This is a genomic window from Proteus sp. fly-1067 (assembly GCF_040139345.1).
GTDB lineage: Bacteria > Pseudomonadota > Gammaproteobacteria > Enterobacterales > Enterobacteriaceae > Proteus > Proteus vulgaris_B.
The window spans coordinates 120,769-137,678 of record NZ_JBEEUL010000001.1 but is presented as its reverse complement, the minus strand read 5'-3'; the positions used below and the strand labels follow the sequence as shown (position 1 = coordinate 137,678).

15 protein-coding genes are annotated in these 16,910 nt (G+C 34.2%); 7 read left to right on the top strand and 8 right to left on the bottom strand.

The window, feature by feature from the left end:
- Positions 1 to 253: 253 nt before the first annotated feature.
- From ABN217_RS00615 to ABN217_RS00600, 4 genes are all read right to left on the bottom strand, one after another.
- On the bottom strand, positions 254 to 883 hold the full coding sequence (locus ABN217_RS00615) for a CatB-related O-acetyltransferase (RefSeq protein ID WP_197269039.1): 630 nt from the start codon (positions 881 to 883) through the stop codon (positions 254 to 256).
- Between the two features lie 255 nt (positions 884 to 1,138).
- Positions 1,139 to 2,230: an NADH:flavin oxidoreductase/NADH oxidase gene (locus ABN217_RS00610; RefSeq protein WP_196553729.1), complete on the bottom strand. Its 1,092-nt coding sequence runs from the start codon at positions 2,228 to 2,230 to the stop codon at positions 1,139 to 1,141.
- A 325-nt stretch (positions 2,231 to 2,555) separates the two neighbouring features.
- Positions 2,556 to 2,834: a DUF2798 domain-containing protein gene (locus ABN217_RS00605; RefSeq protein WP_072068559.1), complete on the bottom strand. Its 279-nt coding sequence runs from the start codon at positions 2,832 to 2,834 to the stop codon at positions 2,556 to 2,558.
- A gap of 284 nt (positions 2,835 to 3,118) precedes the next feature.
- Positions 3,119 to 3,457 carry a DUF5713 family protein gene (locus ABN217_RS00600; protein WP_197269038.1) on the bottom strand — a complete coding sequence of 113 codons (339 nt, stop codon included), beginning with the start codon at positions 3,455 to 3,457 and terminating at the stop codon, positions 3,119 to 3,121.
- 156 nt (positions 3,458 to 3,613) lie between these two features.
- On the opposite strand from ABN217_RS00600, the gene ABN217_RS00595 reads away from it, so the two are divergent.
- The 3 genes from ABN217_RS00595 (at position 3,614) to ABN217_RS00585 (ending at position 7,112) form a co-directional block, all read left to right on the top strand.
- Positions 3,614 to 4,345, top strand: coding sequence for a hypothetical protein (locus ABN217_RS00595; RefSeq protein WP_349458962.1), 732 nt, complete (start codon positions 3,614 to 3,616; stop codon positions 4,343 to 4,345).
- A gap of 697 nt (positions 4,346 to 5,042) precedes the next feature.
- Complete coding sequence (locus tag ABN217_RS00590) at positions 5,043 to 5,708, top strand: response regulator (RefSeq protein ID WP_349458960.1); 666 nt, start codon at positions 5,043 to 5,045, stop codon at positions 5,706 to 5,708.
- Complete coding sequence (locus ABN217_RS00585; protein ID WP_196553733.1) at positions 5,709 to 7,112, top strand: ATP-binding protein; 1,404 nt, start codon at positions 5,709 to 5,711, stop codon at positions 7,110 to 7,112. It abuts the gene before it with no gap.
- An 81-nt stretch (positions 7,113 to 7,193) separates the two neighbouring features.
- Here ABN217_RS00585 and ABN217_RS00580 read toward each other — a convergent pair whose 3' ends face one another.
- Together ABN217_RS00580 and ABN217_RS00575 are read right to left on the bottom strand one after the other, a co-directional pair.
- Positions 7,194 to 7,523 (bottom strand): AzlD domain-containing protein, encoded by a 330-nt coding sequence (locus ABN217_RS00580; RefSeq protein ID WP_196553834.1) that lies wholly within the window; start codon positions 7,521 to 7,523, stop codon positions 7,194 to 7,196.
- Positions 7,520 to 8,182 (bottom strand): AzlC family ABC transporter permease, encoded by a 663-nt coding sequence (locus ABN217_RS00575; protein ID WP_196553734.1) that lies wholly within the window; start codon positions 8,180 to 8,182, stop codon positions 7,520 to 7,522. The genes ABN217_RS00580 and ABN217_RS00575 overlap by 4 nt, the downstream gene beginning before the upstream one ends.
- An 84-nt stretch (positions 8,183 to 8,266) precedes the next feature.
- Between ABN217_RS00575 and ABN217_RS00570 the strand changes: the two genes are divergently transcribed.
- The gene (locus ABN217_RS00570) at positions 8,267 to 8,827 is read left to right on the top strand and encodes a helix-turn-helix domain-containing protein (RefSeq protein WP_072068566.1); all 561 of its coding nucleotides are present in this window, start codon (positions 8,267 to 8,269) and stop codon (positions 8,825 to 8,827) included.
- 92 nt (positions 8,828 to 8,919) lie between these two features.
- Here ABN217_RS00570 and ABN217_RS00565 read toward each other — a convergent pair whose 3' ends face one another.
- Positions 8,920 to 9,774 (bottom strand): D-amino-acid transaminase, encoded by an 855-nt coding sequence (locus ABN217_RS00565; RefSeq protein ID WP_197269035.1) that lies wholly within the window; start codon positions 9,772 to 9,774, stop codon positions 8,920 to 8,922.
- Positions 9,775 to 9,968: 194 nt separating this feature from the next.
- On the opposite strand from ABN217_RS00565, the gene ABN217_RS00560 reads away from it, so the two are divergent.
- The gene (locus ABN217_RS00560; protein WP_109407851.1) at positions 9,969 to 10,547 is read left to right on the top strand and encodes an HdeD family acid-resistance protein; all 579 of its coding nucleotides are present in this window, start codon (positions 9,969 to 9,971) and stop codon (positions 10,545 to 10,547) included.
- A gap of 91 nt (positions 10,548 to 10,638) precedes the next feature.
- Here the strand turns inward: ABN217_RS00560 and ABN217_RS00555 are convergent, their stop codons facing one another.
- Entirely contained in the window at positions 10,639 to 12,261 is a 1,623-nt protein-coding gene (locus ABN217_RS00555; protein WP_197269034.1) for a hypothetical protein, read from the bottom strand.
- 595 nt (positions 12,262 to 12,856) lie between these two features.
- Between ABN217_RS00555 and ABN217_RS00550 the strand changes: the two genes are divergently transcribed.
- Positions 12,857 to 14,113 (top strand): mechanosensitive ion channel family protein, encoded by a 1,257-nt coding sequence (locus ABN217_RS00550; protein WP_196553737.1) that lies wholly within the window; start codon positions 12,857 to 12,859, stop codon positions 14,111 to 14,113.
- A 359-nt stretch (positions 14,114 to 14,472) separates the two neighbouring features.
- Complete coding sequence (locus ABN217_RS00545) at positions 14,473 to 16,905, top strand: DMSO/selenate family reductase complex A subunit (RefSeq protein WP_196553738.1); 2,433 nt, start codon at positions 14,473 to 14,475, stop codon at positions 16,903 to 16,905.
- Positions 16,906 to 16,910 lie beyond the last annotated feature (5 nt).

Sequence of the window (16,910 nt, the reverse complement as noted above, 5' to 3'; positions counted from 1 at the left end):
AGAAAATTACTAATTTTGTATTTTCAAAACAAAATCAATCACTAAAGAAAAAAGATAAATAATAAGAACACAAGAAATAATCAGCATATTAAAAATAAGAACAAATTTTATAAAATAAAAATATTTTAATTTTGAGATAAAGGTCAAATAATAATAACGTTATTTTTTCATATTTTATATAGTATTATAAATCTATATTACAAAAATAACTAAGTAAAAACCCCTAAATATTTTTATATTTAGGGGTCTATGTTTATTCAATAAAATTTGCTTCTGCGATTAATAATTTATCAATTGAGGATTGACATAAATAAGGCCTAAGCGCTTCAAATTTCGTCTCTGACCATTGATAAATATTTAACAATAAAAGTTGCTCAATCACATTTGGATCAAAACGATATTTAAGATGTTTTGCTGGTGTTCCACCTACAATGCTATAAGGTTCCACATCTTTGGAAACAACACTATTAGCAGCGACAATAGCCCCTTCACCAACAGTGACCCCGGGCATTATCATTGCACGCATTCCTATCCATGCACCATCCTGAATATGAGTATCACCTTTACCTATATAAGCTTCTTCAATTTTATCCATAAAAGGATAAAGTGAGAACCAATCGAGGCGATGGGTATGATTTCCGCCCATTAATATAACGGCTTGTGCACCAATACAAACATAATCACCGATATATAATTTATCAATTTCCCATAATGGTTTCCATTGCAAGCTAATTTCATCACCATAAAGATAGCGCACAACCGAAGCTTCAAAACCCTCATCCCAACAATCACTGTAATAGCTATGTTGTCCTTTAATGATAATGTTTTTATTTTTTACTGTTTCATGCAGATATTCTACACGTGACCAATGCTTATTTTTCATAATATGACTCGCTATAAATTAATGAGTCATCAAAGAATGCTTAATTCTCTGATGATGTGTTCGCATTCAAAACACATCGTCTTAAGCAATCCTAGGTTGAAGCAATAAAGGATTTATTTTCATTTTACTTTATGATCCGATCTCATTATTCAATAAGCTTACACCACTATTATTCTCTATCATGAGAAGCTTTATTGACGAAAAAACCACGGATAATCACATAACATTTATGACTATCCATGGCTTAAAAAATAACTATTTAAAAAAATCTTTACTACCATGAGGCGCACAACGTAAATATTGAGGTGCAACTTTTATGGTTTGTTTCAGTTTTTCTGCCGCATGCCAAGGCCAACGAGGATCGTATAAAATACCTCGACCTAATGCAATAAAGTCAGCTTGCTCTGTTAATAAAATAGCTTCAGCTTGTTCTGGCTCAGTAATAAGTCCAACCGCAATAACTGGCAATTGTGTTTCATTATAAATAGCCTGAGCAAATGGCACTTGATAATTAGGGCCTAGTTTAATATTTTGCTTATCAGATAAACCACCAGAAGAAACATGAATATAATGGCAACCTAATTCTTCAAGGTGTTGTGTTAAAGCAACTGCACTTTCAAGATCCCAGCCACCGTCAACCCAATCTGTTGCAGAAATCCTCACACCAACACAAACATTGTCAGAAACAGCATTTTTCACACCAACAAAAACATCTGCTAATAACCGACTACGATTATTAAAATCGCCACCATACTGATCTGTTCTATCATTTGATAATGGGGATAAGAATTCATGCAATAAATATCCATGAGCGCCATGAATTTCAATAACATCAAAACCCGCTGATTCTGCTCTTTTCGCCGCATCAATAAAGGATTGTTTTATCTCTTCAATTTCTTCAATCGTCAGGGCATGAGGCTGATGATTTTTTCCAAAAGGAATTGCTGAAGGTGCAACTTTTTGCCAACCATGAGGAGAATCTGGTGCTAATGATACACCGCCATTCCAAGGTAAATCGGTTGATGCTTTACGTCCTGCATGGGCGATTTGTATACCAATTTTAGCAGAGGAATATTGCTTAATATTATCAACCAATTTTTTTAATTCACTGCCATGCTGATCAGACCAAATACCTAAATCTTTATAGCTAATACGACCTCTCGGCTCAACGGCAGTTGCTTCCACAATCACAAGCGAAGCACCTGATAATGCAAGCTGCCCATAATGCATAGTGTGCCATGTCGTCGGATAACCATCTTGTGCCGAATATTGGCACATAGGTGCAACAATAATACGATTATCTAACTGATGGGGGCCTAATTTTTTAGGGGAGAACAACAAACTCATATAAAGCCTCCTGCTACCAATAAGAATTTATGCAAAGAAAACTACTTCGCTTATAAATAAATGGATTTAATATACAAGTTTAAGGCTATCGGATCTTATCCATCAAGGCGATGCTCTACTTCACATTGTGATGATAAATAATCTATTTCTTAGTTATTATTTATTCTGACTTAAACCTTATAGTTATTAAAAAATGTAAGAGTTACTCAATAAACTATTACGTTATTTTAATCTTCTACAATGTCATAAGATATTATTTGAAAAAATAAAACAAGAAATGAGTGGAATGAAAAAGATCAGCACCGAACACTGATCTTTTTTCTAATTAGTTATTCGATTTTGCAGGCTTAACCAGTAACAGAGAGAAACGTCTTGCGATAGGCAATACAAATAAGACTGTTGGAAAAGCAATCATCCAAGAGATCCCCCAAGAGCTTAACCATGGGGAGATAACATACATACCCATTCCTAACGATTTGATGGTGCTAATAAAAGCAACAATACCTGACATAATAAAAGAAAGGAAAAAAGGAACAAGAAAAACCATTGCTCGGGTAGGTAGTTTAGGAATACCTAAAAAGTAATTTTTGTCATGAAAAGACATAATGAAAGACTCCAATAATACGATTGTACAACGGCACATAACTGCCAATACAACAGGCTAAAAATAAGTTATATGCGTTGATTAACGTAAACGCTTACGAGTCTTATTGACCAAACTGTAGGCTAGTTTATTAATAAATATTTTTTTGTCAACTAAATTATTCTATTCTCGCCTAGATAGTAAATAGCATAAGATAAATATAAGTTACTTTTATTTTATTTATATAAGTAGATAATTGAAAATAATAAAAATGAGAAAACATTATCTTGTTTTCTCATCCTTTTTTACCAATCTCTTGTTGCAATTAATTCTTCTATATCAGCATCTTTAAAACCATATTCATCAGCAATAATACCAAAATCTTCGGCAATACACTCTCTTGCAACAGTTTCAATATCACTACCTTCTTCACAAAAAGCCTCAGCAAGATCATTAAATTGATCTGTTGTTTCTTGAGTTAAAACATAAAGTTCTGATAACTTTTTAGGTGAAGTTGCTTCAATTTTCAAACACAATATTTTAAGTAAATCTTGTCCTTTTTTTACAAGGTGAGCAGGATAATATTCATCATTTTCCATCTCTTTTAAAAAAGGGTATGAAGCTAAGACTGAATTTTTAATCATGGTGAAATCCTATTTAAGTATATTTACCTTAATGACATAAAACACATGTCCTTTTTCTGGTAAAAGTATATTACCTTCTTTAATTAAATGATTCATTTCTGTTACACTTAATTTATACAACTTTAAGAGTAAATAGAAAATAGGCAATAAAGTAAAATGACTAAAAAAATACGAATAATTTTTCTTGTTTTGACTATTGCTTTACTTTCTTTTTTTATTTTTAATACCTATTTTAAGTACTCCCCCTTAGCAACATGGAAATTTTATGGCAGTAATGATGAATACATTACAGGCCATTACTATCCACCAACCAAAGACAGTGCAACAGACCTCATAATTTCAATTCCAGAAGTTCCAGAAAAAAACGGTTTGAAAATAACAAAATGGGATGGTTGTCATTTAAAATTAAACAACAATAACAAAATATTGGATATCTCCTATTTTACAAATGGACTCGTTCAAGCCTCATTTTCCACAGATAATCCAATTTATATACCTCTAATAGAACTTAATTTTTATCAGCCTGATGATATGCATTGGTCGATAACACGTTTAACTGATAGCACTTATAAAGGCTGGATCTGGGATAATGTCGCTAATCAATTAATTCCCGTGCATTACCAATCTGATAGAAAAACATTAATTAAAGGCACTAATTATACACTGGTGCCTGGTAGTTATTGGCTATTTCAGCGTTGGGACGATGAAGTATTAGTGGAAGAATACAACTTAGATGACTTACCAGCAAAAGATAACTTTATTCCTGAAAGTGATAAACAACGTCTAGAACACGCAAAATCAGAATTTCAAAATATAGCGAGTGAACTAGCAAAACCGTTAAATTTACCATTTGATTTAAAATTATGGGATGACTCATTATGTGAGTAATAACGGCCATGTGAAATGCTCCCAGAGGGATGGGAGCATTTCTGACACAGAATGATTTAATTTATACTAAATAACACCATCTAATTTCATATAAATTCCTTTTAATAAAATTTAAATTCCTTTTAAAATACGGAGTTCAACTGTAAGAGTATAGATGAATAGAGTAAATAATCTAAATCTAATAAAATGTTGCACAACAGGGATATAATAATTCTATTATTTTATTTCAATAAAACAATAAAGCATCATTTTAACAGACATATCAATCAATGAAATTATTTTTTTATATTTACATTATCTCAAACACACTACCAAATTTAATTATTTTTAATTAAAGTTATATTTTATTCAAAAATAACAAGCATCTTAGATAAATCATTTAAGTTAACTTAGCATAATAACATGGTAATATACTGGTTATAGAAAATCAAAAACAACGATTCTATCTTAATTCGTTTTTAAAATTTAACATTAAATGCCTTGGAATGAAAAAATATAAAATAAGATTATCTAGACACTCCATTTATAATAATACTTTCTTTTTAAAGTCTCTTATTTTTAGTAAAAAAACATATTAAATAAATTTTTATCTTACATTAAGAGTTCATTAATCAAACCTAATTTTACATTTTATTATATTGCTCAATTTTTATTTGGCTCTTATACTTTCTTTAGACGATTTTAGATAGGTATTATTATGAATATTTTATTGGTTGAAGACGATTTACAACTCGGTAAAGCGCTTTGTCGTGGGCTTGAAATTGCCGGTTTTCACCCATGTTGGGTTAGGTTACTTGCTGATGCTCGTGTTCAGCTGAGTCAGCGCCCTTTTGATTTAATGCTATTAGATTTGGGTCTACCTGATGGTGATGGGCAAGATGAACTTATTGCACTTAGAAAGACCGGTGAAAAAATTCCGATCATCATTTTAACGGCCCGAACTCAAATCGACAATTTAGTACAAACATTAGATTCAGGGGCTGATGATTTTTTACCAAAGCCTTTTGCTATGCCTGAACTTATTTCCCGTGTAAAAGCAGTTAGCCGTAGAATGGCGGGTTTTTCATCACAAATATGGTCTATTGGGGATTTACAGCTTAATCCAGCAAACCATCAAGTCACCTTAAATGACGAACTACTTTTATTATCAGGTAAAGAATATCAGTTGCTATACGAATTAATGCGTAATACTGACAATGTAGTGCGTAAATCCGAGTTAGAACAACGCTTATTTGGTCTAGATGATAAAATTGAAAGTAATTCACTTGAAGTCCATATGCATAATTTACGTAGAAAAATAGGTAAAGAGCGAATTATCACGGTGCGTGGTGTGGGTTATTTATTAAAAAAAGAAGCTAACTAAATGAAGATCCGTTCTTTCTTTATTTACACCATTGTTCTTCAAATTATCTCTATTGTTATGCTTTGGGGCGTATGGTTAGCTTGGATACAATTTGATTATCTTGCTGAATTTGAAAAAATTTATAATAAACAGCAAGAAATTATTGCTGAGGGTTTTGCTAATACTCTAGAGAGTGTTGCTGACCAACCTGAAGTACTCAAAGAAATTGCACATAACTTACAAGGTATGTACATCGACGCTATGCTTAATGGTGAAGATGATGAATTACAATATTTACCTTGGTTTATCGCCTTAGATGAAAATAATACCCTAATTTATACTAATCGCCCTGAATTACCTATTCCAACCAGAGTGCTTTCATTAGCGTCAGAAAAAGTCTCAGTTGCGGGAGAAAAATGGATACTCTCTTTTAGTTGGGGAGAAAAACACAAAATAAAAGTGTTTATTGGTGAATCCGTTGAAGATAGGGGCCATGTTATAGGTAACCCTGTTGAAGGAACATTTGTGCCCTTTTTGTTTATTCTAGCAACGGTTATTTTTGCTATTTTAATTACAGCTTATTTTAGTTTACGCCCGTTAAGACAAGCTGCAGAACTTATTTCTAATCGTAAACCTCGTAACTTAACGCCCATTAATGTCGGTCAACAATTTAAAGAGATACGTCCAATCTTTAAAGAATTAAACCAGTTAATGGCAAGAATTGATGCAGCGAATATTCGTGAGAAACAATTTATGGCAGATGCTGCCCATGAATTAAGAACACCTATTGCAGCGGTTATTGCTCAATTACATTTACTCTCTTTAGTCGATGATCAACATGAACGCGAAGAAATTATTGATGATATGAAGCAATCGCTTGATAGAGCCGCGGCTCTTTCTCATCAATTAATTGATTTAGCCCGATTAGAATGTGATGATTTTCCACTTAAAATAGAAACTCTTGATATCTATAACATCATTGGTAATGCAATAGCACAACGTGTTCCATATGCAATTAGTAAAAATATCGAATTATCACTAAATGAAGGGCATCCATTACCTCTTAAAACTGATAAACAGGCATTACTCTCTATATTTAATAATCTACTTGATAATGCTATTAAATATTGCCCTAGAGGTAGCCAAGTAGAAGTCACTATTGAGAATAGGTATGCAGAAGGGATTAATATTTTTGTGCGTGACGACGGACCTGGGGTGGCAAAAGAACATATTAATGCCCTTTTTTCACGTTTTTATCGTGTTCCTGGTTCAAATGAAACTGGTAGTGGCTTGGGGTTATCCATTGCACAAAATCTTGCTAATAAAATTCAAGCCTCATTAATTGTGACTGAAGGACTTAATAATAGAGGTATTGGTTTTATTATCACACTACCATTAGAAATCAAATTATCAGAAAATGATTAATCGTCTGTTAATTAAAAAACTATTAGAAAGGAGGCATTAACGCCTCCTTTCTCTTTTATCATCGTAACGTTAATTGTTGGTTTATTCCCAAAGCTTTATTAGCCAACGTAACCCAGCAGTCACTATTGCTGCACTAAGCACAATCATAATAAATGGCTTTTTTTTCCAAGTTAAAACTCCAGCTACCCCAACTCCAATAATTTTTGATATATCAGCAAGCTGATCGCCATCAAAAAATGTTGAGGTCGTTGCCACTGAAAATAAAATAACAATTGCTGATAATGAAAGTATCTCTTTTACACGAGGCGAAACACCGGACCTATTATTAAGTAATATTCCGGAAAGACGCATAGCATATGTGCCAACAGCAAGAATAACAATTCCTGTAATAATAGATACTGTGGACATTATATTCTCCTTAACACAAATAACACGCCAACTAATGACAATAAAACAGGTATCCCTACAGGTAAAAATAACGTTGTTATAAGAGCAATGGCACTACCAATAATCGCAGCATTACGTGTTAGTTTATTTTTTAATGCAGGCAAACTTAATGCCAAGATAATAGCGGGGAACATCGCATCTAACCCTAACATCTTAATATCAACAATAAATGATCCTAAATAAACGCCTATCATGGTTCCTAAAGGCCAAACAAGTAAAATGCTCAACCCACATGCCCAAAATGCAAGTTTATTCTGTTCAGCTGTGCGTTGAGATAAGCCAAATACAACACTTTCATCATTTAATATATGAAAGCCTAATAATGATTTAAGTCCTTTTCCGGGTAAATCTTTTACAGCCATACTGAAGGGAATATGTCGTGCATTAACCATTAATCCAGCAAGCGCTGCATAAATTGCACTTCCTCCCATTGCCACTACACCAATAAAAAGAAACTCAGAAGCACCCGCCAAAACGAAAATGGATAACACTAATGGCACCCAAAAATCAAACCCTTGTGTATGAGCTAAAGCGCCATAAGAGATACCAACAATACCATCTGCTAATGAAACAAGCAGAATGTCTCTAAGTACGTTATTATCAAGCCGACTGTTAATTTTCATAAAATGTCGTATTTTTTATTGAACATATCGTTCATTATGTTGAACGATCTATTTTTTTGCAAGATGATTTTAAAGGAAGCTATGATGTCATCGCCTTGTGCGCCTATTGAAATTATTTCTCAGGCCCTTGCCCGAGAAAGAAAAAAAGCAGGCCTTTCGCTTGCTGAAATTGCAAGACGAGCAGGTGTTGCAAAATCCACATTATCTCAATTAGAAGCAGGCCAAGGAAACCCGAGTATTGAAACACTTTGGGCGATTTGTGTTGCATTAAACATTCCGTTTTCTCAACTTATTTCAGCACCACAACCTGAAGTCAAAGTTATTCGCAAAGGTGATGGTTTTAAAATTAGTGCAGAAAAAGCGTATTACCATGCTTTTTTACTTTCATCCTGCCCTATGGGGGCAAAGCGCGATATATACACCGTAATTGCTCAACCGGGAAAAGATAGGGTGTCAGATCCTCACAGTAAAAATGTGACTGAACACATTATTATTATTAGTGGTAGTGCAATGGTGGGAACGATAGATAATCAACAAGAATTGCAACCCGGTGATTATATTTGCTATCCCGGTGATGTTACTCATATATTCCGGGCTTTAGAACCAGATACAACCGCTGTAATGATTATTGAACATCATAATTAATACAATGAATAATAAATTTACCGCACTGTTATATTGCAATAAAAATCTAAAAACAGTGCGATAAATTTTATTAAGTATATTTGTCTATTCAATTATTTTTTAAGTGCTTTATCAAGGTAGATCTCTCGTAGACGTTGAGACAAATGTCCAACTTCCCCCTGATTTATCTCTTCATTATCTATTGAAATTACAGGCCAAATTAACGTGGTAGCCGAGCTAATAAAAGCTTCTTTTGCTTTTTTAGCTTCATCAAGCGTAAATAAACGCTCAATGACTTTAAGCTCTTCTTCTTGCGCTAATTGAATAATTGCTTGGCGCGTAATCCCCGGTAAAATATCCTGACTCAGAGGTCGTGTAATAATTTCATTATCATGATTTATAATAAAAAAATTACTTGAACTACCTTCCGTTATATAGCCATTTTTTATTAAAATAGCATCATCAGCACCTTGTTGATGTGCATAATGTTTCGCTAAACACGCGGCTAATAATGCAACGGTTTTAATATCACAACGCTGCCAGCGAATATCGTCAACACTAACTACTGAAATACCTTTTTTGGCATTGGGGTGATTAATTACGGTGGAGTGTTGAACGAAAGCAACAATTGTGGGAGAAATAGATGAAGACGGAAAATCAAAAAAGCGAGATGAATCAGTACCTCGGGTTATTTGTAAATAAATAAGCCCTTCATGAAGATGATTGCTTTCAATAAGCTTCTGATGAATATCGATTAATTGCAATTTCGTGATAGGAAGGGATAATCCTAATTCTTTGCACGAACGCTGTAAACGTTGGAAATGCTCGTCAAAGTCAATGAGTTGACTATCAATAACTGCGGTAACTTCATAAACCGCATCTGCAAATAAAAAACCACGGTCAAAAACAGATATTTTAGCCTGCTCTTTAGGTACAAACTGATTATTTAAATACACAACATCAGACATTTTACCTCCGCTATAACTTTTATTAACATTTTACCTTAGCCACTACCTTACTCCTTCAATTTTATATTTCAAAGGTGATTTATCACCTTCTCTACCTCTTTTTAATTATAGTTTTATTTAAAGAAGTCATGTTATATAAGCAAAAATTGCTATAATTTAACTTATGTCCAAAATATAAGCATAAAGAGGTTGCTATGTTAGATATTAATAAAAATAATTTATCTCAGCTAACAGAGAAACTGGTTAAAAGACAATGTACCTTAATGAATATTATCGCTACATTGGGCTTTATTGCAGGTTTTATCTGTATTATTAACCCTCTCTCTTCAGGTGTTGTTATCAGTGTATTACTCGGCATCGTTTTCTTTGCCTGTGCAATATCCAGTATTATTGGTGGCTTCAATTCTCAAGTCTCTTCAGGCTGGTCAATGCTCATCACTTTATTAGCGGGTTTTATTTATCTTTTACTTGGCTATATTTTTATTACCGATCCGCTAAACGGTATGCTTAGCCTAGCTTTTTTTATCGGTTTTCTCTTTATTTTTGCAGGGATATTGCGCCTAAATATCGGCTTCAAACAAATCAAAGATAATTTTTATGGTTGGTTTAATATCTTGGTAGGTTTTTTAGATCTCGTTATCGCCTATTTTCTACTTGCGTTTGGGCCTGAAACATCCGTAGCTCTAGTAATGGCATTGATTGGTATACAGCTTATTTTAAGCTCACTCACCATTTTATCGATAACTAGTGCAATAAAAAGAATGACTCGTTAATAGCCGATAAAATAATAATATTCCTATTAGTTTTTGCTAAGTAAAGAGCCACATGATGTGGCTCTTGAGTAGAAACTAGAATGGAGTTGTATTAAGCACAAGGTAAACGCAGAGATACCGTATACATATTTTCTCCACAGAGGTAACAATTTCCTGTTTTTTCAAAGACCATTACCTGAATACCGAGTTGCCCTACTTCAATATTAGGCAATGCATCAGCCAAAATACTCTCTAATGCAGGCTCAACGATTTCAACCATATTAATAGGCTCATTATTAGGAGTTGTATCGTGCAAGAAATTCCCTAAACGAGGATCATCGGCGTAGATTTCTAATGTTGAGCGATATACCAACGTTCTTTCACTACTATTTACCTTAGAATAACCATTAAAGATGATAACCATTTTTTGGATATTCATTTTCGCTACACGGTTTTTAATTTGTAAACATAAGGAAGGAACAAGCCTAATATTGACGGAATTAAAGTAGCGATCACAAATCTGTGGAATAGTGACACTAATGCAAGGTTTTGGCGCAATATTTTTAATTTGCTTACTACATTCCCCCGTTAAAGAGTTATCAACAATAATACGCTCACGTCGAGAAAAACAGATATTATCGAAGATATCAACCGTAAAGAAAGAAATATAATGAATGCCATTTGTTAATAACTGATTTTCTAATCTCACAGAAACTGCTGATTTATCAGTACATGGCAACATCTTAAGTTGATCATTAAAATAAAATCCAACTTGAGTGCTTTCACTAATGTCACGACCTAAAATTAGATTTGCGTTAACGCAATAATTTTCACTATGGTAGCTGAGAATACCATTTAATGTTGCAGGCACTTTAGGAGAAGGTAATTTCTCCGTTGTCATTTCAACATAATAATCTCTTGATTTAATTGGCTTCGTTGGTTCTTCGCTATTTTCAGTTTCAGCATAGAATATAGCGACTTGTTTAGGTTCACTATTTTTAAATTTGACTTTAAAGTTTGCAATACCGTATTTGTTAGTTTTGCCAATATTGATTTTCTCGCCATCGGAATTATAAATTTCAGGCTCAACAGTTAATGTACTATTATCTACATCGTAAGCTAATTTGATCTCTTTATTTTGAACATCCTCACCTTCTTTATCTTGAAGATGTACTACAAAACTTTTAGATATACTTTCCCACTGACTTGGCCATTGCATAGATTCTGAACGTATTGTCAACAAGTCATCAAATTTTTCACAATGAGTCGATGAACAGTCGGTATTAGGATTGGGTTTAGGTGGGGTAACACGAATTTGTATCGGCGTTGCGTAATAAACAATATTTTCATCATCTTCATCTTTTAAAATTAATTGTAATGACGCCACACCACTTCGATTGCCCGTCAACGAGATCTCTGTTTTGCTGTCATCTACTATCGTAATGTAGACATCTTTGTTATTTGGCAAAATTAAAATGCCTTTTGGGCTTGTACGCCATTCAGCCAAACGTAGATTAATTCCCGTGACAACCACTTCATATTTGATAACTCGATTCATTTTGACTTCGTTATCAGGATCATCAGGAGATGATTTTATCTGATTGAATTTAATTTCCACATCAGAATCAATAACGGCTTGAGCATGAGCACCATATACAGGAGGTGTCAGTGCTATTGCACCTTTCTCACCTTGTAAGATTTTTTGTAAACGTTCTTCTTTTGTTTCGATATTCATTGAGTGATTTCCTTTCTTTTTTCGATTCCATTTTTAGCTTAAAGCAAAAAAAACAAGTGAAAATCACAATAGAAAAAAGTCAACTGAGCATTGTTAACAAAAAGAAATAAAAAACTTAATAAACAATAAGATAAAAAACTTACCAATAAGACACCACTGATTAAATAAGCAAAAAATGCCTTTTGCATAAAAAATAATTTAAAATTTAAAATATTTTTGCATAAAGCTATTGACTGTTATGAGAATGTGATTAAAATCAATCTTAGAAAATATTTGTGACGTAAATCACATTTTATTAATAGGATACTTAATATGAAATCAATGACTTCTTTTATTACTCACTTGCACCAAGTTGTTGTACAATTATCATCAACTCGATTACTGTAATTATTTGATTTAAAATAACAAACAGCTCAAAGCCAGAAATAGCCCCCTCATCGCAAAAAAGACTATTTCTGGCTTTTATTCTATCTATTTTCTTTTTCCTCACCTTATTTACTCGCGCACCTTTCGTAACAAAAAATTCACCTCCTTGAACTAAGATCTCTTTTCTGTACTCTTAATACACAATACATATTAACTATGAGGATATTTTATGCAGCAGCAACTGCTTACATGGATACGTCAATTCAATGAAGAATACGCTCAAGTCGCTTCTTTATTACTCGTTTTAGCCATTATTTTTCTTGTTGCCCTTGTTCTTCATTTTATTTTACACAAATTAGTCCTACCTCGAATTTCGAGTGCCATCAATCAATATGACCAAAAGTGGCAAGTTTCATTAGAAATAAACAAACTATTTAGTCGTTTTGCTTTTTTAATCCAAGGTGTCGTTGTTAATATCCAAGCACTTGTTTGGATGGGTTCAGGTAAAACACAAGAAATCCTCACCACCAGCGCACAAGCTTGGTGTTTAATTTTCGGCTTATTGATGCTTTTCTCTATTATGGATCTCTGTATGCAGATCATGAGAAATTCATCCTCCTTTGGCCGATTACCATTAAAAGGTATTTTTCAAAGCTTAAAACTCGCCGCCTCTGTACTGATTGGGATAATGATTATTTCCCTACTTATTGGCAAATCGCCTCTTATTTTACTCAGTGGTTTAGGCGCCATGACGGCTGTATTAATGTTGGTGTTTAAAGATCCTATTATGGGATTAGTCGCCGGCATTCAATTATCTGCAAACAACATGATAAGCCTTGGTGACTGGCTAGAAATGCCTAAATATGGTGCTGATGGTGCCGTCATTGATATCAGTTTAACAACCGTGAAAGTGCGTAATTGGGATAATACGGTTACGACCATTCCAACTTATTCTCTAATTTCAGATTCCTTTAAAAACTGGCAAGCAATGACAAAATCAGGAGGACGTCGTATTAAACGAAGCCTTGCTCTTGATATTAATAGCATCCATTTTTTAGATAAAAAACAACTTGATGATCTAGAAAAGGCCCATTTATTAGCTCCTTATATCAAAAATAAGGAAAGTGAAATTAATCAATTCAATGCAACTTTAGGCAATGAATGTCAAACACCATTAAATCAACGGGGCATGACCAATATCGGAACCTTCCGCGCATATGTTGAAGCTTATTTAAAAAATCACCCTAATGTTCATAAGCAAATGACAATTATGGTAAGACAATTAGCACCAACCTCTGATGGGCTTCCTATTGAAATTTATGCGTTTACCAACACTACTATTTGGGTACAATACGAGGCGATTCAATCTGATATTTTTGATCATATTTTTGCTATTTTGCCCCAATTCGGTTTAAGGGTGCACCAATCCCCAACGGGAAATGATGTAAGAGCACTGAGATTTCCTGTAGAGAATAATCAGCAATAAATCATTTTTTATCGAAAATCAGAAAGGAGATAAACTCTCCTTTTTGATTTTTTGTATTAACAAATATTTTTAATTTTTTATTTTGTTATCATGTTAACAATCTTGTTTTATTATAATGTACTAAAAATCGATATATTATTTTTTATATATCGATTGATTGTTAAATCCTATTTATTTGATATTTTATTTACCACTAAAGTGGTATTTATCAAAAAATGTAACCATTTGTTTAATAATTATTTTTTTAGATAACGTTATTAACATTTTTTATATTGATATAAATCATTATAGGTAGAAGGGTTATAACTTAACATATATATACAACTTTACTTGTTGTGAAAAATGTTAGGGTAATGTCAATGTCAAAAATTAAAAATAATACTTCTATTACTGAAATGAGTCGGCGTGGATTCATTCAGTCAGCAGCAGTTATTTCTGGTGCTGCCGCTGTTGCAGGAACGGTTTCATTACCATTCGCTGCTAATGCTCAAACCCCCCAGGGTATTCGTCCTGATGAGACTTCAGAAACTATCAAATACAGTGCATGCTTAGTGAACTGTGGTAGCCGTTGTCCATTAAAAGTTCATGTGAAAGATGGCGTTATTCGTCGTATTTCTAATGAAACTATGTATGACGATTCAACATTCGGTCTTCACCAAATTCGTCCTTGTCTGCGTGGTCGTTCTGTTCGTTGGAAAACCTACAATCCAGACCGTTTAAAATATCCAATGAAGCGTGTTGGTAAACGTGGTGAAGGTAAATTTGAACGCATTTCTTGGGATGAAGCGACATCAATCATCGCCGAAAAATTAAAATACACCATTGAAAAGTATGGTAATGAAGCAATTTATTATCAATACGGTACAGGCTCTACTGGCGCAAACTTACACGGTAGAACCGCATGTAAACGTTTATTAAGCACTGTAGGTGGCTTTTTAAGTGACTACGGTACTTATTCTTACTCTCAATTAACAGGTATCGTTCCTTATGTTTATGGCGATATGTTGGAATCTCTGTTAACAGAAATTGAGAATTCAGATCTCGTTGTAATGTTTGGTCATAACCTTGCAGAAACACGTATGTCAGGTGGTGGTCAGTTCTATGAAACGCTGAATGCGTTAGATAAGAGCAAAAGTAAAGTTATCATTATCGACCCTCGTCGTACTGACAGTGTGACAACACTGGGTGCAGAGTGGATACCGATTTATCCAGGTACCGATGCCGCATTAGTTGCAGCATTAGGTTATGTGATGATCCAAGAAGGTATCACCGATGAAGATTTCTTACGTGAATATTGCGTCGGTTGGGATAAACAAACACTTCCAGCATCAGCACCTGAAAATGGCTCTTATAAAGATTATATTTTAGGTAATGGTCCTGATGGTATTGCTAAAACCCCTGAATGGGCAAGCAAACTAACCGGCATTTCTGTTGCGCGTATTATTCAATTAGCACGTGAAATTGGTAATGCAAAAGCCGCATGGATCTCTCAAGGTTGGGGTATTCAACGTACTACCAATGGCGAACAAGCCTGCCGTTCTATTATGATGTTACCATTAATGTCTGGTCATATTGGCCGTCCAGGTACAAATACTGGCTGTTGGGGCGGTAACGTTGCTTATCCTGTAGCAAGCTTTGCACTTCCTAACCCAGTAAAAACGCTGATCCCAACATTTATGTGGTCTGAAGCGATTGCACGTGGCGAGGAATTAACGAGTAAAAATGCAGGTGTTAGAAATAAAGATAAACTCGATACTGGCATTAAATTTATGTGGTGTTATTCCAGTAACGTGATTGGTAACCAACATGCTGATCTAAATAAAACCCATGATTTACTGCAAGATGAATCAAAATGTGAGTTTATTTTAGTGTGGGATAACCACATGACACCTTCTGCAAAATACGCAGATATTCTACTACCAGATGTGACAACAGTCGAAACAAACGATCTTATCAATAACTCTTACGCAAGTGGTGCTTACCACTATGTTGTCCGCTTACAAAATGCGATTAAACCGCTTTGGGAAAACCGCCCTTGCTATGATGTCTTAACCGATATTGCAGAAAAAATGGGTACTAAAGCGCAATTTACAGAAGGCCGGACTTACGAAGAGTGGATTGAGTATTGCTATAACCAAATGCGTGAGAAAAACCCTGCATTGCCTACTTTTGCAGAAACCAATGATATGGGAATTATCGATCGTAAATTACCTAATCGTAATCAATACGTCGCACTTGAAGCATTCCGTCAAGATCCTATCGCTAATCCATTAAAAACAGCGTCAGGTAAGATTGAAATTTATTCTGAAAAATTAATGCAAGATACTGAAGGCTGGGTTTTACCTGAAGGCGACCGTATTCCTGCTATTCCAGAATATTGTAAGAATGAAGAAGGTGTTGAGAACGTTAAGCTTAAAGAGAAATTCCCTCTGCAAATGACGGGTTTCCACGATAAAGGTCACGTCCATTCGAGCTATTATAACGTTGCCATGTTACGTGAAGCTATCCCACATCAATTCTGGTTAAACCCAATTGATGCGCAAGAACGCGGATTAAAATCAGGCGATATCGCTGAAATTTATAACGGACGTGGTCGCTTAAATATTCTTGTCAAAGTTACTGATCGTGTATTACCTGGTGTGATTGCAGTACCGCAAGGTGCATGGCGTTCACTTGATACAACAGGTGTAGATACTGGTGGATGTATTAATACATTAACAAGCTGGCACCCATCGCCGTTTGCTAAAGGAAATCCGCAACATACAAACCTTGTTGAAGTGAAACGTGCATAAGGAGT